A 21,171-nucleotide genomic window follows, 5' to 3' on the forward strand; every position below is an offset into this window, starting at 1 on the left:
TACTTTAAAAAATATGCTACTAAATCAATTATGCCACTTTATTTTTGACAAAGCCTGAAAGGCCTGTTTTTCTACTTCAGCAATTTCAATGAGGGTATCGCCTAATAAATTAAAATCTTCCTGGGTGCTGAGCCTGCCTTTGTAAATACCGGCAGACTGAACCGCCGCATTGCGCCACATATCACCCGATTTTGTAAATGACTGTGCTATTTCCAGTAATTTTTCATCTTTATGATAAGCATAAGCTTCCTGTAAAAAAGCACCGTAAATATAGCGAAAACCGCCGCCGCCTGTCCCGATTTCTTCCTGCATGCGCACCAGCTGAGCCAGGTACAAGCCTGCTTCATGCAAGCCCAGTTTATTTCGCCAATTCTTAATGCGCTTGCCCGTAAAACGTATGCCACTCACTCCGGCAATAGGCCCGGGAATGTGTAACATATCGCGTATGTTTCTTTTAATGCCGTTTTTAATAGCGTGCTTAATTTGGTCATCTGTCACCGGATGATTCTCTTTCGGATAATATAACTGTCCTTTAGGTGCCAGCACGCCTTTTGCAAAGCGTACGCGTTCCAACTCGTAACTGCTGAGGGTGGTAGCGGTTTCCATTACGGGGTCGCTAATAAGGTAATTATCATCTTCCTTGCCATAAATAATAAGGTTATGCGCATTAAAATGGAAACGATATTCCTTCGGAAAATAGGTAAGATAATAAACACCTACCTGGCAACCGACGGGCCTGCCCGATTGCAGGCATTCATCCAGTACGCGCTGCGCTTCTTCTTTTGAACTGAATTTCCGCCTTACTACAGGAATGCCAAGCGCTTTACAGGTGCGCTTAAAAATCAGGCCGGGTTGTGTCCTGAAGGCAATAGCGGGGCCATTGTTAACTTTAAGAAAAGGGATATAAATAAAAAACAAGCCGGAGCCTATTCCAAAGGCAAGCGGTTCTGTAATTTTACTTACCCCGACATTACGCAATAAATTTGTGGTAACGCCATTTTCGCAATGGGCCGATTGTAAATGCTCAAAATTAGCCTTCATGCGTAGTCATTGTTTTTAAATCTTCAACAGTAGTATTGAATGCTTCGGCATAACGCTTCAATTTACTTTCCGAAAGTTTTTGAAAGGCAGCCGGTTTCATATGGCGTTTTACCTGCCATTGCCAGAATCCGGTGTAAGCCGCTACTGTCGCCATATCCATCAGCCTGTATTCCATAAAAAACAATACCGGGCTTGCTTCCTGGTTCAGTACTTTTTGCTTTGCCGCATTTATCCGGTTTGCAATATCTTCCCATGCGACATCCAATGCTTCCTTCTTCACTTCCCAGCCGGAACTGAGGCCGGTAACATATTTCCCCGAACCGTCCACCACATAACAAACTTCTTTGGTAAGCTTGTTTAAGGCGCCGTCGTCTTGCGGAATATCTTCTTTTTTCATGACTGTATTTTTAATCAACAACGGTAAGCAGGGCGTACATATAAGAGAAGCGCGAGCTTTCCGGAACCAATAACAACAGTTTATCGCCGGCTTTCAGTCTGCCGCTGTGGAACAACTCATCCACCATAAGATAGGAGGAAGCTGCGCCCACATTTCCAACCTGACTTAAATTCACGAACCACTTTTCGTAAGGTATATTCATGTTGTTTTCGATCAGGCCGTTGAATATTTTTTCCCGGAAAAAATTGCTGGACATGTGCGGCAGAAAGTAATCTATTTCTTCTGAATCGATGCCATGCTTGTCCAGTGTGGCTTTCAAACCAATACCGCCCAGGCGTATGATATTTGCACTGAGTAAATTCACGTCCTGCTTTATGCTGAGTATGGAGCGTTCCATTATTTCCTGCGGCGTAAAATCAAGATAACCTTTCAAAGTTCCGTCGGGCAATTTTTCGCTGCCCATATACATGCAGGGTTCTACTTCGTTGGCATAAGAAACGCCATCAATCCAGTCCACACGAAGGCTTAAACCGGTTTCATTTTTCTTATCGCTCATTAAGAATGCCGAAGCGCCATCAGACAACATCCATCTTAAAAAGTCTTTTTCAAAACTCAGTATCGGGTTCTCTTCCAGCTGAATCAGTTTTTGCACCTCATCTTCAAAAGCATCTGATATCAAAGAAGCGGAAAAACGCTCCGAACCTGTGGCTACAGCTTTTGTTGCATCGCCTGTTTTAACGGCCAGATAGGCATATTTGAATGCATGCATTCCCGCGCAGCAAACACCTGACGGCGAAACCACTTCTATGCCATTGGATTCGGGCAGCCAGCCATGTGTCATCACGGCATGTGAAGGCATCATCTGGTCTGGCGAAGAAGTACCGCAGGACAACAGGTCGACGGATTTTATATTTTCAGGCTGATCTTTGAATAATAACTTAACAGCTTCCGCCGTCATCTGTGCATTGGTATGGGTAGGTTTACCATCTTTCGTTAATGCGTAAAATCTTCTTTTAATGCCATTGTTTCTCAATACAACAGGTTTTGATTTGGACGGAGTGCCATTTATAAAACCCAGGTATGTTTCCATTTCATCATTGGCTACCGGTTCATTCGGAAAAAAAACTGAAGTGTCGTTAATGTAAACATGCTTTAGTGTCATGCGATGTCAAAATTATTTTATGCCAGAGTAATATTCTTTTTGCTTTTTAATTCGTCTGGATGAAAAAGGTTTTATAAGAATGGCATTTAATGTCAATATTATGGGGGCTGCAACGAACAATGCAATTATAAGATAATACTTGAATGCTACCAGCCATGCCGTTTTGTTTTTCTTTTTAGAGATGATTTTTGCCCATATTGCGAATATTTTTCTCGCCTTGGATTCAATAAACATCAGATTGTATTTTACTACAACCGCTTTGTTTTCCAAAAGTTCATTTTGCAGGTTATTCCATTGATTAGATGAAAGATAACGCATTATAATCTCTCCGAAAACACGGGTATGCTTTATATCTTCTTCCGCTACGCCGGGTACCGGAAAAATATTCCAGAGCCTGTCTTTTTTACCTGCAAACATCCAATGAAAAATTGTTACAAAACTGATAAAATTGGGGTGTTTATCTACCAAAGCAATATTGCCTACCAGATTTGCCTGTGCTTCTCTTAAGGTAACTTTTAAACGTTCCATTGCGCTCAGCCACATATTGCGTGCGCCTGTAACCGTTACAACCGGGGTATTTTTAATGATGTTCCTGATTTGAGGATCCTGCAGGATAGAATTGGAAGGTATGCTTGGAGAAAGGAACCAGGCCTGGTAACCGAATATCACCAGATCGTAAGCATCGTGCTTCAGTTGAATAGGCTTTAGCTTTGTTGGCACGCTTCCTACGCAATCCGGCATTTGCGCAAAAAAACTTTTACCCGTCCAGGGAAAAGGATAAGGCACTTCAGTATAAACCCTTAATATTTCAACATCAGCGCCCGCTGCAATCATTGGCGCAGTAAGATTTTGAATGATGTCTGCCAGTTGTCCCGTCTGCGAATAGCAAATGGCTAAAATTTTTTTATTCATTTATTATTTGAATAGCAATAGTCAATAATTGTTATGCGGATTCCGAATTAAATACGCTTACCTGAGAACAAAAGAAACACAATATAATGATTCCTGTTACTAAACCTGATGGAAATGATCTTGAAATAATGCAGCGGTAACAACAACTATACCAAATGTTGAAATGAACCCACATGCAACATAGGTTCCTGTCGTGAATCAGGAATATTTTAGTTCACAATAGCAGCAACCATTACTTATTCCTAATACCGAAAACTGCCTATCCGCATGTAGGAAACAAAACAGCAACAATAAACCGAATTTATCCCGTAGGGATTTAATATTGGTAGCCATGTAGATTACATATTATTGGTTTGTCCTGTAGGGACAAGATTAGATAGCCGCATTTGTTTTTGTCCATTTGTAATGATGCAATATGACCCCGATGGGGTCTTGATAAAGCGGAATAATATATTCTACCGGCATTAAATCCCTACGGGATAATCTAAATATTATGTTTCCTACATGCGGATAGTCAATTACCGAAATTCTAAAACGGATAACCGATTGCAATGTTCAGGTTAAGGTTTTCGCGGCGCCAATCAGGATCTGCAAAATTAATTTGTTTGATTACCCATCCGCTGTTCTCCATAACATATGGCTTTTTAACAGGGAAAGCCCAGTCTAAACGGAATACAAGGAAACCTCCCAGATCCAGGCGCACACCTGCACCTGTGCTCATTGCAATGTCCTGATAAAGATTGCCGAATTCAAAGTTGGCACCGGGCAGCGTAGGATCTTTTTTTGTAAGCCAGATATTACCCATATCTGTAAATACAGCACCGTTCAGGCTTATGGCACCGGAGAACAGCTTTATCATGGCAAAACGATATTCCGCATTGAATTCCAGTTTTATATCTCCTGACTGGTCAATGAAAAGATTGTCGGCAGAATGCTGCCTTGCAGAATCATAATAACTTCCCGGTCCTAACACACGCGGCCGCCATCCCCTGATACTGTAAGCGCCACCAACAAAATATTGCTTGATATAAGGCAAAACAGTAGATCCGCCATAAGGAATACCAATACCACCGTAAAAGCGGGTGGCCAACATAGAGCTGCGCCTTACGAGATATTGTCTCGCGTCAAAATCAAAACGGACATAGCGGGAATGGTTAAAATCAAGTGGGCTGCCCACTAACTCTGCAATGCCTTTTATGCCGCTCATTACCGCTCCTGCTTCCTCCAGGCCTAATTTCATATAGGCATAATGACGCCTGTTTACGCCTTCGGTATTCACCATAAACTCAATGGATTCCCCCTCGATAAATGTTTCCTGGTAACTATTTCTGATAGCAGGAATACTGTCCAGTTTTTCCTGGAAATCGGGTGAGATTTCCCGCAGGTGTTGTGTGTTTACAAAAATGGGTTTTACGCCCCATGATTTGGTACTGCTTTCTCTCCAGATATAACCAAAACTTGCATTGACACTCGTCAGCTTAAAATTATTATAACGGTCTAATGAGTTGATACCAAAGTTGAAAACTGTCCGCGGCAGGGCATTCTGACTGAATTTGCTTTGATTGACGGGTAATAGGAATTTAGGAAAAGAAAGCCTGAAATTAAGGCCGAGGTTTTGGGAAAAAAGATAAAACTGTTTCAGATAAGGTACCTGTAAATTCTTATTCTGTCCAAGTTCCAGTCCATAAGAAACGGTGGTGGTGAGCTCATTGGCGCCTTTCAGAAAATTCTTGTCCGTAACCGAAACATTGGCGGAGGTACCTATGGTATATAAGTCACCGCCGGAAACTTCCACATTTGTACCAAAATTATATTTATCACTTTTATTCATGAAAATATAACAGTTCAGGGTATGGTTAATGCTATCCTGCCTGTTGGCAAAAATATAGAGCCTCACAAACTGAAATACGCCCAAATCGTTCAATTGGCGTAGGGTTTGGTTATAATCTGACTGGGAATAAAGTTTTCCGGGACGTATAAATATTTTTTTATCCAGAATAGAGGTATTGACGTAAAGATCTTTATAACGGAATACAAGTCCGTTTACATCTGTCTGCGTCATGTGAGGATCGCTCAAATCGCCCGTATCTACAAAATCAGGAATGACCATTACTTTATTGAAAGTATATTTCTGAAATGCCATGCTGTCTTCGCCGGGATGAATAATAATCTTTACGTTCAGCGTAGGCTTTTTCTTTGTCCTGTTGAGGGTAATGAAGTTAACAGCGCTTTCAAAGGGATTCTCAAGATTACGGAAATAGGATTTATCCAAAGTGTCGAGCTCAAAATCTATATTATCGGAGCTGAAACGGTAATAACCATAATTCCTGATTTCATTTACCAAACGGCTGCGTTCTGTACCGGCAAGGGTGTTGCTATATGGTTTTCCTTTACCAAACAAAGTTTCTTCGCGCAATTTGGCCGCCAATGGCGCCATACCTGCATCTTCAATATCGAAATTCACATCGTCTATCAGATATTCGGTTCCGGTATTTACTTTATAGGTTACATAAGCTTTCTTGCCTTTCAGTTTAATGGTGTCGGAAACCTCGGCATAGAAATAACCGGAATTGCGCAGGAAGTCGGACATATTTTTTCTTGCCCTCACCACCATCATGGTATCCAGTATTACCGGTTTTTCCACTACTTTATTTTTCAACTGAAAATTGGTGGTATCTGATGCGTATTTTTTGTAACGCATATTATAAAGCCACAGCTTAATAGGGAATCTTCCGAGAAAATAATTATTGGGCTGTTGCGGCATCAGGTTATAAAGCTGATCGCTCAGGGCACTTTTATCTGCAAGCGTGCGATCGGTGGTAAGCTTGATATTTGCTTTTCTTAATAGATACTCCCCATCATTGACATGTTTGGTGGAAGAACAACCGGACAAAAGCCCAAGCCCCGATAGTAAGAAAATAACAATAAGAAGTATCGGCTGTTGGCGCATGTACAAATATATCCGAAAGCAATTTAAAAAATGACAAGGGGTTTGGTTAATTTCGCTTTTCTAAGTTTACAATCCGTTTTTCATTCCCTCAGCAGGAATAAAAATTCAGCAATAAAAAAAGAAGATGACGAAAGCCCAGATTAAGTTCATTCAATCCTTAACGCGGCAAAAATACAGAAAAGAGTATAATGCCTATCTGGTAGAAGGTGATAAAAATGCTAAAGAATGGTTGTTATCTGAAGGGCATATCCTGCAGATAGCTGCTACCGGAGCTTGGCTTGCAGAAAACGACTCGGTTATCAAACGGCATCCGGAGGCTGAAATAATAGAAACCCTGCCTTTTGAATTAGAAAAAATAACCGCTTTACAAACCGCACAATCTGTTGTACTGGTAGTTCAGAAGCCTGCTGCATTTGCATTTCAGCAACCTGTAGGACAATGGGCTTTGTACCTCGAAAAGATACAGGACCCGGGCAATATGGGTACTATTATCAGGACTGCCGACTGGTTTGGCATCCGCCATATTATCTGTTCTCCCGACTGTGTAGAGGTTTATAACCCAAAAGTTGTGCAGGCGTCGATGGGCAGCTTATTAAGGGTAAATATTGCCGAAATGGATGTACCTTCTTTTCTTGCTAAGAATCAAAGGCCGGTTTACGCTGCTGTTCTTGAGGGGCAGGATATACGCAGGTTACAACAGCCGGAATACGGAACCATTGCAATGGGTAATGAGTCAAAAGGGCTTTCGCCTGAGCTTGTAAATGCCGCGACTCATCAGTTGATGATACCGGGTTTTGGCGGAGCAGAATCACTGAATGTGGCCGTAGCTACAGGTATTTTGTGCGCAAAACTAACGGGGAGTATTTAAAATTCGGGTGTCTTTTATCTATACAATGGGTTCCACCCATTGCTGTTCTGTTTCGCCCTTTCAGGGCTTTGAGGAACATAAAACAGAAAGCAAAATAATTGCTTCCTGTTTTATTTATCCATTATAAATTCTATTTACTTTTCTTCGGAATGGAAGCCCTTTCATAGGAAGCAGGAATGGAAAAATTCGTTTCAACAGGCACATCTAATTCAGCCTTGGAAAAATCCATATCCAGTTTTATTTCCTGTCCTTTGTTCTTAATAATCACGTGACGCTCAAATGCAAAGGGTTGCTGTAATGTAATAGCGCTGTAGTTTCCGTAACTGATATTACAATTAAAGTCTTTCTCTGCAGAGGTTAACTGCAATTGCATCAGGGTCGAGTTTTTCTTATTGTAGGTCAATACCTGTGTAAAATCGTCCTGCACCTGGGTAATTTTAACCGTTGTATCCAGCACTTCAAATTTACTGACTTTTACGTCTGCGCTAATCAGCGGATTACCGATAAACAGACGTTGCAGTACCGGGAATTCAACCTGGGCGCCTATAAGCTCCTGCCCTTCTTTATAGGACAAAACATAAGCAGTTTTACCGATTTTATAAATAGCCTGCAAGCTATCGGGGGTAATTTTCGCCCTTGCTGCTTCCAATATGCCCAACGCAATAAGTGAAGCCCATATTTCTTTATCCTTTTTCATTTTGAGATTACAGGTGAGATCCTGATTTTTATCTCCTTTCTCAAAATGCATACCTGCTTTACCATTAAAGGTATTCCATGAAATATTCTTATTCAGAAAATCCTCGGCATGCAATACTTCTTTTTTAGTTGTATCGGCATTGGGTTTGGTTTCTGCAACTAATGCATTCTTTGTAGTGTGACATGCCTGCAGCCCCATCAATAATATTATACCGGCTGCTATACTTAATTTGCGAAACGACATTTGCTTTTCTTTATAAATTTCAAAATTCAGTTTAATCATGTAATTTTTGTTCTCTTATTTTCTGTTCCAAAACAGCAGACTTCATCCCTTTCGAAGCTGCTTTGTTCCAATATTCCAATGCCTTTTGCTTATCGCCTGATTTATATTCAATATCTCCCAGATGATCCCATAAAGAGGTATCATCTTCCGCCGGCGAAGTCATGGAAATGGCTTTTAAGACATAATCTTTAGCTTCCCTGAACTTGCCCTGTCTGTACAATATCCAACCATAAGTGTCTAAAAAATTAGCCTCGTTCGGGCGTAACCTTAGTGATTTTGCAGACATTTTCTCGGCTTTATCCAATTTTTCACCACGCACTGAAAGATAATAACCAAAATTATTCAAAGCGGTTGCATTATTAGGCTGAATAATTAATGCTGCTTCATAACAGCTGTCCGAACTATGGAAATTACTGACCGTATTATAAACATCACCCAAAGCAATCAAAACATCTACTTGCGCAGCTGCATTACGCTCCGGAACATTTTTAAGCGCCATGTTCAGGTATTGAATTGACGGCCTGTTTTCCCCTTTCTGATTGTATGCAAGGCCACCTAAATAATAAGACATATATTCTTTGGGGAAAATATTTACCGCCCTGTTGCTATAGTGGATTACAGAGTCCTGCTGCGACTTTATAGAATAGATATACATCACCTGCTGCCAGGGAGCATAATAACTTGAATCCATTGCGAGGATACGTTTGTATTCTATCAAAGCTTCGTCCAGATTGCCATCGGCCACCATCACATTAGCAAGCAGAAAAACGGGTTCTTTTTGCGGAGGTTCCTGATAGGCAAATTTATGTATCAGCTCCATCGTCTCTTTACGGATATTGGTATCAAGGTTCCGGTTCTGAACAAATGGCAATAACATATCTGTCCTTTCCTGTGCCGACAATTTCTGATTTAATACGATTACTTCCAGATGAGCCATTACACTCTTAAGGTCTTTGTTTCTCAGGCAATACTTCAAAATGGCAGTCTGAACTTCAGCATCATCAGGAAACCGTCTGCTCATTTCTTCGTAAGCTACAGCCGCCTTGTCTTTAAGATTGTTGTTTTCATAAACTGCAGCGAGCAAAATGGCATATTGCGGATCATTGGGGTAAAACTTTATTAATTTCCTGACTTCATTCGCCGCGCCTTCTATGTCATTCTTACTGAGAAACAGTTGTTCTCTTTGCAATAAAAGCGTTTCATCATCTTCCCCTAAATAAATAACCAACTGATCATAAACCTTTAACGCTTCATCGTATTCTTTGGCTTTTTGCAAAAGTGCGGCCTGCCTTATCAGATATTCTTCAGGGCTTCTTTCTTTTAAGGCTATCTTTTTATAAATGGATGCCGCTTCTGAAAAACTTCCGCTGTAGGCCAGCAAATCAGCATACTGCATCTGGATCCATTTATTATTGCTATCCAGTTGAACCGCCTTCTTACTTTCTTTTATGGAATAATCAACATTGTTGCGATCCAGCCATAACCGCGACAATTCATAGTGAATAGTGGCATTGTCAGGACTGATACTTGCCAATTGGCTGAAAATCCGAAAAGCGTCTTCCTTATCGTCCTGCATTTTCGCATTGACAGCATCCATGAAAAGCGCATCGGTTTTATAGCCTCTTCTGACAGCATCCTTTTCATTTATGATTTTGCTGAAACTATCTTCCATATTGGGTTTGGAAAGTTTCTTACCGGAATTGCAGGCAGCAAAAAAAATAGTTGTAAAAATTAAAATAAAAAACCTGCCGGATTGAAAAAATCCAGCAGGCTTCTTTATAAATAAAAAAATTGAACGAAATTGGTCTATCATGATACTACAGAGAAATCACCAAGACTTAATTCTTTGGCCTTGTCGCTGTAATTTACGTTTTTTCCCAACATTGAATTGGTTAAAGTTGCATTTTTAACAGTAGTTTGCTCCTGAATAATGCTATTGCTAATCAATGAATTTTCGACAATAACACCGGCTTCCAATGAAACATGCGGGCCAACTACTGCATTCTTAATCTGAACATTTTCACCGATAAAGCAAGGAGCAATAATAGTCGCATTTTCAAATTTTGCAGAAGCAGCCATTAAAGTTTCAGTATCCTTTTTTATTTCCAGAATACGTTGATTGGTATATACAGTAGCATCTTTATTACCACAATCCAGCCATTCTTCCACCTGATCAGAATAGAAGCCCAGGCCTTTATTCTTCATATTTTCCATTGCGGTTGTCAATTGATATTCACCTTTTTCAAGAATGTTATTATCAATAAGATATTGCAATTCTTTTTTAAGGTTCTCACCATCTTTGAAATAGTAAACACCAATGATGGCAAGATCGGAAACAAACGTTTCCGGTTTCTCTACAAAGTCCGTTATACGCCCGTCGGGATCTAACTTTACTACACCAAATGCAGAAGGGTCTTCTACTTTTTGCGTCCAGATAATAGCGTCTTTTTCGGTCTGAATTTTAAAATCAGCCTTAAAAAGGGTATCTGCAAAAGCCACAAATACATTTCCTTTTAAGCTGTCGGCAGCGCAAAGAATTGCATGACCTGTGCCCAAAGCTTCTTTCTGATAGCAGATTTTGCCTTGTGCGCCTAAGCTTGCAGCAACATCTACCAACATCTTTTCTACTTTTTCACCAAAAGCAGGCGAAATGATAAAGGCAATCTCCTCTACTTTTTCATTGGCTGTTGCAATAATATCTTCTACAAGCCTTTGTACAACAGGTTTTCCCGCAATGGGAATTAATGGTTTTGCAGTGGTCAATGTATGAGGGCGCATACGTTTGCCCATGCCTGCCATCGGGATAATAATATTCATATATCGTTATTGCTTAATTTAGTTTTCAGCGAAATAAACTTTATTATTGTAACTGCATTTCCTTGTTCAATAATTATTATCAAAAATGCAAAAACAGGCGCAAAGTTATTTCATTTTGTCGAATGATTTTATGAAATAAGCCGCATGTAATTCCATAATCATAAATTAATACGAATACATCCATAAAAACAAGATACAAATATGAATATAGAAATAATAGCCGGGAGTCCGCGGAATCCAAGCCTGAATGCACGTGTGGCGCATTATGTGCACCAGCAGTTAAAGAAAATGAGCGACCACAATATCGGAATAATTGAACTCAACAAAGTTCATTTTCCATTTATACAAAAAGTCTGGAGCAGCCCCGAACAAGCTACGCCGGAATTGAAACCTATCGCGGAACGTATGTTTGCAGCCAACGCATTCATCATTTCTTCTCCGGAATATAACGGCGCTTACTCACCTGCAATGAAAAACCTCTTTGACCATTTCCCAAAACAAAACAGAAAGGCCTTTGGTGTTATTACCTCTTCTGACGGCATGATGGGCGGCATAAGGGCATCTCAACAGATATTGCAACTAATACCTGCTTTATTTGGCATTGCATCGCCAAGCATGCTCATTGTTCCGCAAGCAGATAAAAAGTTTGACATGGAGGGAAATCTTCTTGCACCTGAATTTCAGAAGAATATTGATGATTTCTGCAATAACTTTTTGTGGCTGGCTGAAAAACTGCACGGATAAAAATTAATAATTGTTTCCATGTTTGACTTTAAGGAGAAATTCAAAGACAGGCCGACAAGTGAGTTGTTGCAAATGCTGGAACAGCCTGAAAAATATCAGCCGGATGCAATAGAGGCTGCCAAAACAATTATAGAAAACAGAAAGGAAAAAGATCCAAAATCTTTTGAGGAAGATGTAGCGTTTTTAAAAATAAAAGAGCATCAAACAATAAGCAGGAAAGAGATTCCGGCAAAGAAAACAATAGATATCTGGGAAGAAGATGATATTGACAAATCGAATAAAAGTATTACCAGGAATCATATTCTGGCAATACTTATCGTCTATATTGCAATGAATTGCCTATACCTGTTTCAGCTTCTGCAAATAAGGTTGAATGGCTATTCCGAAGATTACGAAATAATGCAACTGGTACCTATACTTGCACAATTTGCATTTGCAATAACCGGGAGTATTTTCTTTTTTAAGAGAGAAAAGACGGGATGGATCTTAATTGTATTTGATTTCACGTTCAGGACCATATTCAGCTTACAATTACTTGTATTATCCTTGAGATATATCTCAAATCCTTTTATACCATTTTCATTTTACAATACGATATTACCGCTAATACTTTTTGGCCTTGTATTATTCAGATTGGGCTCTGCAAGATTAATGTCAGAATATAAAGCCACAAAACAAACATATATGTTTACTATAGGTGCAAGCATTCTCTTTGCCGCCTGTATCGTTTTTGTACAGCGATTTTTCTACTAATGCACAATATTGCTATTTAACAAGGACTCTATTTTCTCAATCAGTTTTAATCCCGGCCTTGCGGTAAAAACGCCGTTACTGCTGTCTTTTCTTATACCTCTTAAAAACAGATAAATAACGCCGCCAAACTGCTTTTCATAATCAAAATCAGGCAAACGCGCTGATAAATATTTCTTTACGGCAACAGTATAAATAAGGTATTGCAGATGGTAATTATGTTCATCCATTGCGGCCTTTACATTTTCCTCATTATAATCTTCAGGTTTATATCCCAGGTAATTGGATTTCCAGTCAAGGATATAATAACGTCCGTTATACTCAAAAAACAAATCGACCTTACCGTTCATAATGCCTTCCAATGAAGCCTGCTCAAATGATCGGATAGAAATCGGATAAGCCTTATGTACAATAGCATAAAGCAAACCAGTCTGCAGGCCATCGACAGGAAAATCAAATTCCAGCTCTGAAATCCTGCGATGCTGATGTACCTTATTCAGTGAAAAAACATAATTGCCAAAGGCGATAGGTACATTCACAACATTATCTACCAACTGAAACAAAGACGGAGCAAACTCCTCCAATCTGTTAGGATTAAATTCTTTAAGGGCGCGTTCAATTCTATTCTCCCAGAATCCGGTATTCTGAAAATCAACTTCTTCTAAAATCTTATGCAATAAATTGCCGGAAGCTGCACCAAATCTAAGTTTATTGAAAACAAACCGGTCGTAATCATCTTCAAATTCATCTGTCCTGTCTTTTCTTAAATGCTTGCCTGAAAAAGAAAGACCGGTATAACTCATCTTATACCAATTGGGATGCGTCAGAGAAAACCGCTGTGGATATAAAGTCTTGTTTTCATAAACCATATCATCAGGACGATAAGGCATAACTTCCGGAAAGGGCATGTCATCCATTTCAATTAGAGGAGACTTCCGGATTTTAAGCGCTGCCACAAAAGGTTTCAGACTTGAATTTTTATAATGCCCGTTGTTAATAGTATAAACAAAACACTTGTACACCGCTCTTGTAACGGCAACATAAATCAGCCGCCGGTTCTCCTGCTCCAGTTGCGTTTCATTCCAAGATATTTCTTCATCCGTCATTAGCCTGGTTTCCCTCACCATATATTCGCCTGTTTCAGGATTCCTGAATTTCTGAAATAAATGCTTCGAATTAGTAGTCTTCAAATCGAGGAACGGAGCGAAAACGACAGGATACTCCAGACCTTTACTTTTATGTATGGTTACAATTTTAACGGCCTCTTCGTCGCTCTCCATACGGGTTTGGTATTCATCTCCCGAAACGCGCATGCCATTAACGCCGCGCTTAAACCATATTATCAGTTCCTCCTGATTTAAAGATCCTACATGCACAGACTGATTCAGCAATTCCATTAATTGAATCAAATTGGAAATTACCCTTTGACCCTGAACTGCATGATTATTCATTAATCTTTCGCGCAGATTAAAATCCTTCAGAAAGCGTGTCAGAGCAGGATACACGCCGTTATACTGCCAGATGTTTTTATACTCCTGAAAATATGCCAGTATTTTCTCCTCATCCAGTTTCAGTATATCATCAATCACAAATCCGGTAAAGCTATTCAGCAATGCTTTGTTTATGGAAGAAAAGGTGGGCTCATAAATGGCTTCCAATAACGACAACAAATCCTTAGCTTCCTGCGAGGCAAATATCCTTTTGTCATCCATTACAATAGCGGGAATGCCTTTTTGCGAAAGATAATTTTTCACACCTATGCTATCTGAATTCTTCCTTACCAAAATACCGATATCGGAAGGTTTTATACGTCTTGTCTGCCCGTTGGTTGCAATAAGATATTTTTCATCCGTCAATAAAGCCTGAATCTGTAGTGCAACGCCGTACATCGCTGTTTCCTTTTTATCAGTGCTAAACAAAGAAACAGGTGAATCAACAACTTCATCATAAAGCAATACGCCTTTCTTATTATCTTCCGGGCTCTGCACTGTTGTATAAGAAATTCTATTCGCTTTATCAGGGAAACTGAATGTATCAAAGTCGTCTGACGGCAGAAAGAAATCATTCATCGCTTCAATCAAAGGCGTTGAAGAGCGAAAGTTAACGTTCATATCAAACCGCCTTTGCACATCGTTCCTTGCCTGAAAATAAGTATGGATATCTGCTTTGCGCCAGGCATAAATACTTTGCTTCGGATCGCCAATCAAAAACAAGATGGTATTCGTAAAGAAAGCAGCTTTGAAAATTTCATATTGTTCCCTGTCGGTATCCTGAAACTCATCTACAAATACTGCCTTATACTTATGCTGCAAAGCGGTAACCAATGCCGGGTTCGGCTTCTCCGTAAGGGCTTTGTGCAGATTACCGATAAGATCATTATAACCCAGAAAGTTATTCCTGACCATATAGTCATGAACTTTGCCGCCAATCTCCTGTATGGCAAAACAATTCAGTTGCTCTTTAAAAAAGAAATCCGGCTGCGCATTCAATCTTACAAAAGCAAATTTAGCCTTTTCGATCTCGGTCATAAACGCCACAGGAAATGCTTCCGTAAGTTTATTCGAAGCTTTCTCCGACCATATCAGATTGATAAAGGCCATAGCGTCATCCAGACATGGTATATAGCGCTTTTTTACGGTTGATTTAGATTCATTACAAATTGCAGTCAAAGCTTCCTTATGTACATCAAAGACCTGACGTAGGGAAGCTTCGAGTTCCAGAGAGCTTTCCTGCAAAGAAATTTGAAATGCCTGCAATCCTTCTACTGTTAAAGATGCGACGGAATAGTTGGTTTCCTCATCATAAGCTGCATACCGTTTTCCTTCCAGGTGTTCTTTTACAATGGCTTTTAAATCGGCCCTGAGCGTTTGCACGCCAAGATTCTCCAATATTTCAACATCTAACGTAGTAATATACCTGCGCCAGAATTCATTGACTTCATTATTCAGAACATCTTCAATATCGGCAACCATTTCAGCGCCAAACAATTGATTGGTTTCAAAGGCAAACTCTCTTAAAGTCTGCTGACAAAAACTATGTATGGTAATTACAGAAAGCTCATCCAGCAATAAATTGGCTTCATGCAATCTTCTTTTTACAACATCGGCGCCGAATTGCTCTTCAGCTCTCTTAACCAACTCAACAATCGTTTCATCTTTAATTAAAATCCCTTGTATGCTTTGTTGTGCCTGCTTTAGAAATAACCTTACCCGTTCGTGTAACTCTGCAACTGCCGCCTTGGTAAATGTTACCATTAAAATTTCAGGCAATGGAATACCTTTCTCCAAAACCAACCGTAAAGCAAGTATGGCAATGGAATAGGTCTTACCTGTGCCAGCGCTTGCCTCAATCAGGTTTGTTCCTGTAAGCTCAATTGTTCCAGCATCAAAGTTATTTTCCAACAATCCCATTCCTAAAATTTTGCGCCTTTAAATATATCAAACAAAGGTTTTATCGCCACTTCAAATACGGTATAATATTTCTCCAATATCCCTTCCTGCTGAAAATAGCCAAGCGAAAAGGCATTGCCAATGTAAGGATCGGTATTGGGTACCGTAAAATCTTCAATAGCATTCTGCACAAGTAATTGTATCTGATAATCACTATAATCTTTATCCGGCCTGATGGCTCTGTAAAGCACGTCAACAAACGGAAGCATTTCTGTCAATCCGGCTTTGTATAACGAAATCAATGATTCCAGTTTGTTTATTGCCTCCGCTTCTGTCAACATGGAGATATCAGGATAAATAATTTCAGGTTTCTCCTTGCCATAAATAAAAACTGCGCTAAAGACATTTCCGGTAGCAATACCGGCCAACAGATTCAAATATGCTTCTATCAAAGGTTTCAGTATGCCAGATGTCGTGGAGATAAAAACAGCTTTCGTTCCGTAAAGATTATCCAGTTTCCCTGAAAGGATGCTATCACCTAATTGAATAGTAAAAGGAACGGACTGAGCCGGAAGATTTGAAACTTCAGCTTCAATAAGCGTCCGGAAAGGAGCCACTTGTTCCGTTATTTCTTCAAGACTAAGATCGGCGATATGTTTTAACGGAAGCTGACCCTGTCTTACCCAGGAATCTCTCAAGCCTTCTGTGGCATTGGCAAACAATAAATTTTGCTTCAGGTTCCATTGCTGCAAATTATCCAGTTCAAAAATTTCGGTTTCATCCAACACCATCTTTGATTCAGCATAATAAACACCCAAACGCTTGTTATAAAAAGATTTGATGGAATGCTTGTAAAAGCTTACAATGTCCTTAAATGCAATCTCTGAAAAATCAATTGAAACTTCTTTACTTGTATCAAAAACATCCGACAGGCTTGCCGTTTCTTTATCCGAATAGCGATATAAACCATCCTCCCGTTGATTATATTTATAGCTAAATTCATGTAAAGGTTGCTGAATAATCATGCGTTCCCTGATATCAACACGAGTCTCCATGCCTGATTGTATATAATCCAGTAATTCATCTACCAATACGGAAGCGGGAAGGTGTGCATTATCTTTTAACGATCGCCCAAGGTAACTTATATACAAATATTCTTTTGCCGAAAGCAAGGTTTCGAGAAACAAATGCTTGTCATTGTCCTTTATGTTTCTATCGCCCAGCATATGCTTCTGCTGAATCAGGTTAAAGCTGAAAGATTGTTCTTTTCTTGGAAAATGGGCATGATCCATGCCAAGCATAGCCACCACTTTGAACGGAATGCTACGCATCGGAATGAAAGAACAAAAAGTGATACCGCCATTATTGAACAGGCTTTCATTCTTCTGGCTGCTCAACGTTTCAATAATATTCTTTTTGAATATCTCAAAAGGCAACGGTTCTTTCATAATCTCTTCCAACTGATTGACCATATTCAATTGGTTTAATACCAGCGCATATTCTTCATTAAACTCTTCATCGGAAGGCCATAAAATGTCCTGTATCACAAACTCCACATAAGTTTTCCATACACTGATGGTTCTGGCTTTCCGCCTTGCCTTAATGCTATCCATCAATACTTCCACAAAATGCACAAAACGTATTAGCTCCAAAGATGCAGCCCCTTCCAGCACATCCAAAACATAAAATGTTTCCCCGTCTTTTTCAAAAGCTCCGCCACCGGACATGCAGACACCATACATCATACGTTTCAATCCATATACCCAGCTTACCAGATACGTTTCATCTTCTACCCTGCCTTCTGTTCCGAATTTTATATTTGCGGTTCTTACCAGCTCTCTCAGCAATTCAATGTCATTAAGCTGAAACCTTTCACGGATATAGCTTGCATCTAAAAGCTGCATTACATTTTCAGCAGTAAAATTATCTTCATTCAATAAAAGAATCTGCTGTAAAGCCGTAACAATATTATCACCGACAGCTATGGAAACATCTGCAATCTTATATTTGAACTTATAAGAAGTATTATCAAAAACGGCTTTTATATAAGGCGCATAAGCATCGATATCGCTTACCATTACTACAATATCCTGCGCCGAAAGCACAGCGCCCTGTTTATCCACCAGATGAACCAGGTATTGATACAAGGCATCTACCTCGCGCGCAATGGTATAACAGGATTGGATTACAATAGATTTATCTGCGATGTCATCTGTTGTAATGATATTTCTGTCTTCCAACGCATTATTAAAAACGTCATTTTGCAGTTTACCCAAAAGGCTTTGCGGCAAGGGTTCTGCCTGATCAATAACATCGTAGTTATTGATCAGGTCTTCATTTTTAAACAAAAGCCTGAATGAATTCTGAAGTACTTTTCCCCAGCTCGTGAGCAAAGGATTTCCCAGAATCTGGCTTTCTGTACCGGGTATGCCTTTCTGGCGCCACAGCACAACGTCCTTTTCATTCTTATCATCCAGCCAGTAAATATCCGGCGCCGGATTCAGTAAATAAAAATGCACTTCTATAACCGCTGCCAATGCTGTGAAAACATCCAGGTGATAACGTGTAAGGATGGATAACCCAAAAAGATAAATATGCGGAAGGCTTTTTTTCAGGTTGGCAACTTTATCCGGGTTTTTAAGGTTTTCAAAAATATAATCGCTGACAACCGTTTTATCCGGCATTTTTTGTTCCACCAGTTGCTTTGTTTTTATCCAAAGAAATGTCTGCCAGCTTAGTTGCGTATCATCTAATGTTGCTACATTCCATTCCTTGATCATTTCGGGTCTGAAAACCTGATACTGATCGAATAAATCTGCCATTCTCTCTGCCAGGCCAACCCGTTTCAAATCGCGCTCCAGGCCTTCCACATCAAAGTATGCAGCCTGCACAGGGTAACGTTTTATAAAATCAGCCTCGCCCATAAGGCGATATAAAATCCATACAAGATTCTCCCTTGAAATAGTTGTGTAAAAAGGCCCGTCTAATAAAATGTACAACTTAAAAATAAGGTCGTTAGGCTTCTTAAAATCGACATTGGCGATAATACCTAACTGTTGGGCCAAACGCTGCTTGATCCAGATATTCATCCCGTCTGTTTGCGTGACGATATATTCCGGAATAAAAACGTTGCCCTTATTTTCCCCTATTTTATTTCCCAAATCCTGAACCAGACTTTCAAGCGAATTGGAAACACTGAGTTTTATTGACATTTTATCAGATTCATTTTCAAAAACAAGCTCAACACATCTCTTTCTCTTACTCCTGCAGGCGTTCTATAATGCCTGATCCACGCTTTACCTGAGCTTTAGCTGCCGCCAGTAATACTTCCTTGTCAGCTTGAATAACCACTTTTTCTTTTGCCCTTGTAATAGCGGTATACACCAATTCCCTCGTGAGTATATGCCCCGATTGTTGCTTTGGCAATACGACTAATACATTATTGAATTCGGAGCCCTGGCTTTTGTGTATGGTCATGGCATATACTGTTTCCATGTGCATTATAAAACCAGGCAATACCGATTTCAAACTAACGGTTCCGTTTTCACCGCTTTGCAGAAACCATGCCTTCATCACATTGTTTTTATCTTTCCTTAAAATACCGACATCACCATTATAAAGCCCTAAAGTGTAGTTGTTTTTGGTAATCATAATGGGACGGTGTTCATAAAAAATATCATTTGGCTGAATGCCCTTTTCCCGCGCCAGATAAGCTTCTACTCTCGCATTCATTTGATACACCCCTTGATCGCCTTCATTTAAGGCACATAAAATCCTCAAATTGCCAAGGTTGTTTAAAGCTGCTATGATTCCATCTTCATCAAAAAGGCTTTTCTCTGTAATAATCGCTTTATAACCTTCAATAAATTTCAGAAAGACCTGTTCCTTATATAACTGATCAATCAAAACCTGTTCATCTTTCCGTTCTTCTAAAAACCGTTCCAATATCTTTTCATCATTTTGGATAACGGCCCTGGCAATCTTTCCGATTCCTTTATTCCCGTCAAAACGATAACTGTGCTGCAACTCAATAATATGCCGGAACAAAGGATGTTCAATATTCCCGCCCATTCTTTCTTTGGGAATTTTCCGGTCATCATCTGTAATAAACTGATTTATAAACGAACGCCATGACTCACTAAAATGATTCAAAGGATTTACTGCATTGCACAAATCACCGAATAGGCTGCCTGCTTCTACCGAAGCCAGCTGATCTTTATCTCCCAGAAGTATAACCCTTGTTCCCTTACCTATGGCTTGTAATAGTTTTGCAAATAAAGCAACATCGATCATGGAAGATTCATCCACAATAATCAAATCATAAGGCAAATGATTTTCAGCATTATGGCGAAAATACGGCGTGCCCTGCTGCCAGCCCAACAAACGATGAATGGTTGATGATTTCAGCCTTGCAAAATTCGATTTTATATCATCGGAAGCTGTTGCCTGTGTTTTCATCAGGCTTTCCGACATCCTTGCCGCGGCCTTCCCTGTCGGGGCTACCATAGCTACTTTCAGCGATGGATGCATGGTAAACATCAAGGTCAGTATTTTTGCAACTGTTGTGGTTTTTCCTGTACCGGGGCCGCCGGTTATAATTGTAAAATCCTGCAGGAGCGCTACCAAAACGGCAACCAGTTGCCAATCCGTTTGTGCAGTTTTATTATCTGTAAATAATTGCTGCACCAATTGCTTAAGTCCCAAAAGCTGCTGCATTCTTTGCTCATATTGCATTGCAGAAGATGCCGCCAGCTCTTTAATTTTTGATAATACCTGCGTTTCATATACAAAATAACGCTGCATATAAAACCTCTCTCCGTTCAGCACGAATGGTTTGTATTCTGTTTTTGTCGTCACTAAGGGGTGCTGCGCTATCTTTTCCAGCGAAAGGTTTTTATCAGGATAAGATTCAGGCAGAATACCGGCGTTTAAATCAGTTTCGTCAATACAGATATGCCCTTCGCTCATTTTTTGCGAAAGCAGATACAAATAAGGCTTCAATGCGGGTTCCTTAAAATATTCCGCAAATTGCTGATGTACATCATTCAATGTAGCCATAAGATTCAGGTATAGACGATTGGGTATAATTCGTATCTGCAAAGATACACGCAGAGAACAAGCAATTTAAATCAAGTATATCAAAAACCCGAATTGCCATTACA

14 protein-coding genes are annotated in these 21,171 nt (G+C 39.8%); 3 read left to right on the forward strand and 11 right to left on the reverse strand.

Annotated elements, in window-relative coordinates:
• Window positions 1–24: 24 nt before the first annotated feature.
• The 5 genes from F0919_RS03930 to tamL form a co-directional block, all read right to left on the reverse strand.
• Window positions 25–1,041, reverse strand: coding sequence for a BtrH N-terminal domain-containing protein (locus F0919_RS03930; RefSeq protein WP_150031406.1), 1,017 nt, complete (start codon window positions 1,039–1,041; stop codon window positions 25–27).
• On the reverse strand, window positions 1,031–1,438 hold the full coding sequence (locus tag F0919_RS03935) for a hypothetical protein (protein WP_150031407.1): 408 nt from the start codon (window positions 1,436–1,438) through the stop codon (window positions 1,031–1,033). Before F0919_RS03935 ends, F0919_RS03930 begins: the two co-directional genes overlap by 11 nt.
• Before the next feature lie 10 nt (window positions 1,439–1,448).
• On the reverse strand, window positions 1,449–2,600 hold the full coding sequence (locus tag F0919_RS03940) for a beta-ketoacyl-ACP synthase III (protein WP_150031408.1): 1,152 nt from the start codon (window positions 2,598–2,600) through the stop codon (window positions 1,449–1,451).
• Window positions 2,601–2,612: 12 nt separating this feature from the next.
• The gene (locus tag F0919_RS03945; protein ID WP_150031409.1) at window positions 2,613–3,512 is read right to left on the reverse strand and encodes a hypothetical protein; all 900 of its coding nucleotides are present in this window, start codon (window positions 3,510–3,512) and stop codon (window positions 2,613–2,615) included.
• Between the two features lie 529 nt (window positions 3,513–4,041).
• Window positions 4,042–6,462, reverse strand: a complete 2,421-nt coding sequence (gene tamL, locus F0919_RS03950; RefSeq protein WP_150031410.1) for a translocation and assembly module lipoprotein TamL — start codon at window positions 6,460–6,462, stop codon at window positions 4,042–4,044.
• A 124-nt stretch (window positions 6,463–6,586) separates the two neighbouring features.
• Between tamL and F0919_RS03955 the strand changes: the two genes are divergently transcribed.
• Entirely contained in the window at window positions 6,587–7,330 is a 744-nt protein-coding gene (locus F0919_RS03955; RefSeq protein ID WP_150031411.1) for an RNA methyltransferase, read from the forward strand.
• 130 nt (window positions 7,331–7,460) lie between these two features.
• On the opposite strand, the gene F0919_RS03960 is transcribed toward F0919_RS03955, so the two are convergent.
• The 3 genes from F0919_RS03960 to F0919_RS03970 all read right to left on the reverse strand — a co-directional run bounded on the left by F0919_RS03960 (window position 7,461) and on the right by F0919_RS03970 (window position 11,126).
• The gene (locus tag F0919_RS03960) at window positions 7,461–8,309 is read right to left on the reverse strand and encodes a DUF4292 domain-containing protein (RefSeq protein WP_150031412.1); all 849 of its coding nucleotides are present in this window, start codon (window positions 8,307–8,309) and stop codon (window positions 7,461–7,463) included.
• Window positions 8,302–9,981, reverse strand: a complete 1,680-nt coding sequence (locus F0919_RS03965; protein WP_190277250.1) for a tetratricopeptide repeat protein — start codon at window positions 9,979–9,981, stop codon at window positions 8,302–8,304. The genes F0919_RS03960 and F0919_RS03965 overlap by 8 nt, the downstream gene beginning before the upstream one ends.
• A gap of 137 nt (window positions 9,982–10,118) precedes the next feature.
• A complete protein-coding gene (locus F0919_RS03970) occupies window positions 10,119–11,126 on the reverse strand; it encodes a sugar phosphate nucleotidyltransferase (RefSeq protein WP_150031414.1) in 1,008 nt (335 codons plus the stop codon).
• Window positions 11,127–11,327: 201 nt separating this feature from the next.
• Here F0919_RS03970 and F0919_RS03975 point away from each other — a divergent pair, with 201 nt between their 5' ends.
• Both F0919_RS03975 and F0919_RS03980 read left to right on the forward strand, forming a co-directional pair.
• The gene (locus F0919_RS03975) at window positions 11,328–11,870 is read left to right on the forward strand and encodes an NADPH-dependent FMN reductase (protein ID WP_150031415.1); all 543 of its coding nucleotides are present in this window, start codon (window positions 11,328–11,330) and stop codon (window positions 11,868–11,870) included.
• A gap of 18 nt (window positions 11,871–11,888) precedes the next feature.
• On the forward strand, window positions 11,889–12,623 hold the full coding sequence (locus F0919_RS03980) for a hypothetical protein (protein ID WP_150031416.1): 735 nt from the start codon (window positions 11,889–11,891) through the stop codon (window positions 12,621–12,623).
• Here F0919_RS03980 and F0919_RS03985 read toward each other — a convergent pair.
• The 3 genes from F0919_RS03985 to recD are packed head-to-tail and all read right to left on the reverse strand — an operon-like array spanning window position 12,620 to window position 21,067.
• Complete coding sequence (locus F0919_RS03985; RefSeq protein WP_150031417.1) at window positions 12,620–16,030, reverse strand: UvrD-helicase domain-containing protein; 3,411 nt, start codon at window positions 16,028–16,030, stop codon at window positions 12,620–12,622. The genes F0919_RS03980 and F0919_RS03985 overlap by 4 nt on opposite strands.
• A 2-nt stretch (window positions 16,031–16,032) precedes the next feature.
• Window positions 16,033–19,221 (reverse strand): exodeoxyribonuclease V subunit gamma, encoded by a 3,189-nt coding sequence (gene recC / locus F0919_RS03990; protein WP_150031418.1) that lies wholly within the window; start codon window positions 19,219–19,221, stop codon window positions 16,033–16,035.
• A gap of 46 nt (window positions 19,222–19,267) precedes the next feature.
• A complete protein-coding gene (recD, locus tag F0919_RS03995) occupies window positions 19,268–21,067 on the reverse strand; it encodes an exodeoxyribonuclease V subunit alpha (protein ID WP_150031419.1) in 1,800 nt (599 codons plus the stop codon).
• Window positions 21,068–21,171 lie beyond the last annotated feature (104 nt).

This window comes from Taibaiella lutea (assembly GCF_008629695.1).
Taxonomy (GTDB): domain Bacteria; phylum Bacteroidota; class Bacteroidia; order Chitinophagales; family Chitinophagaceae; genus Taibaiella; species Taibaiella lutea.

What these genes read in the sequence shown, in the direction of transcription:
- F0919_RS03970 (WP_150031414.1), bottom strand. Translation starts at nt 11,126, where the DNA reads ATGAATATTATTATCCCGATGGCAGGCATGGGCAAACGTATGCGCCCT.
- F0919_RS03930 (WP_150031406.1), bottom strand. Translation starts at nt 1,041, where the DNA reads ATGAAGGCTAATTTTGAGCATTTACAATCGGCCCATTGCGAAAATGGC.
- F0919_RS03965 (WP_190277250.1), bottom strand. Translation starts at nt 9,981, where the DNA reads ATGGAAGATAGTTTCAGCAAAATCATAAATGAAAAGGATGCTGTCAGA.
- F0919_RS03945 (WP_150031409.1), bottom strand. Translation starts at nt 3,512, where the DNA reads ATGAATAAAAAAATTTTAGCCATTTGCTATTCGCAGACGGGACAACTG.
- F0919_RS03975 (WP_150031415.1), top strand. Translation starts at nt 11,328, where the DNA reads ATGAATATAGAAATAATAGCCGGGAGTCCGCGGAATCCAAGCCTGAAT.
- F0919_RS03940 (WP_150031408.1), bottom strand. Translation starts at nt 2,600, where the DNA reads ATGACACTAAAGCATGTTTACATTAACGACACTTCAGTTTTTTTTCCG.
- F0919_RS03980 (WP_150031416.1), top strand. Translation starts at nt 11,889, where the DNA reads ATGTTTGACTTTAAGGAGAAATTCAAAGACAGGCCGACAAGTGAGTTG.
- recD (WP_150031419.1), bottom strand. Translation starts at nt 21,067, where the DNA reads ATGGCTACATTGAATGATGTACATCAGCAATTTGCGGAATATTTTAAG.
- F0919_RS03935 (WP_150031407.1), bottom strand. Translation starts at nt 1,438, where the DNA reads ATGAAAAAAGAAGATATTCCGCAAGACGACGGCGCCTTAAACAAGCTT.
- F0919_RS03960 (WP_150031412.1), bottom strand. Translation starts at nt 8,309, where the DNA reads ATGATTAAACTGAATTTTGAAATTTATAAAGAAAAGCAAATGTCGTTT.
- F0919_RS03955 (WP_150031411.1), top strand. Translation starts at nt 6,587, where the DNA reads ATGACGAAAGCCCAGATTAAGTTCATTCAATCCTTAACGCGGCAAAAA.
- F0919_RS03985 (WP_150031417.1), bottom strand. Translation starts at nt 16,030, where the DNA reads ATGGGATTGTTGGAAAATAACTTTGATGCTGGAACAATTGAGCTTACA.
- tamL (WP_150031410.1), bottom strand. Translation starts at nt 6,462, where the DNA reads ATGCGCCAACAGCCGATACTTCTTATTGTTATTTTCTTACTATCGGGG.
- recC (WP_150031418.1), bottom strand. Translation starts at nt 19,221, where the DNA reads ATGTCAATAAAACTCAGTGTTTCCAATTCGCTTGAAAGTCTGGTTCAG.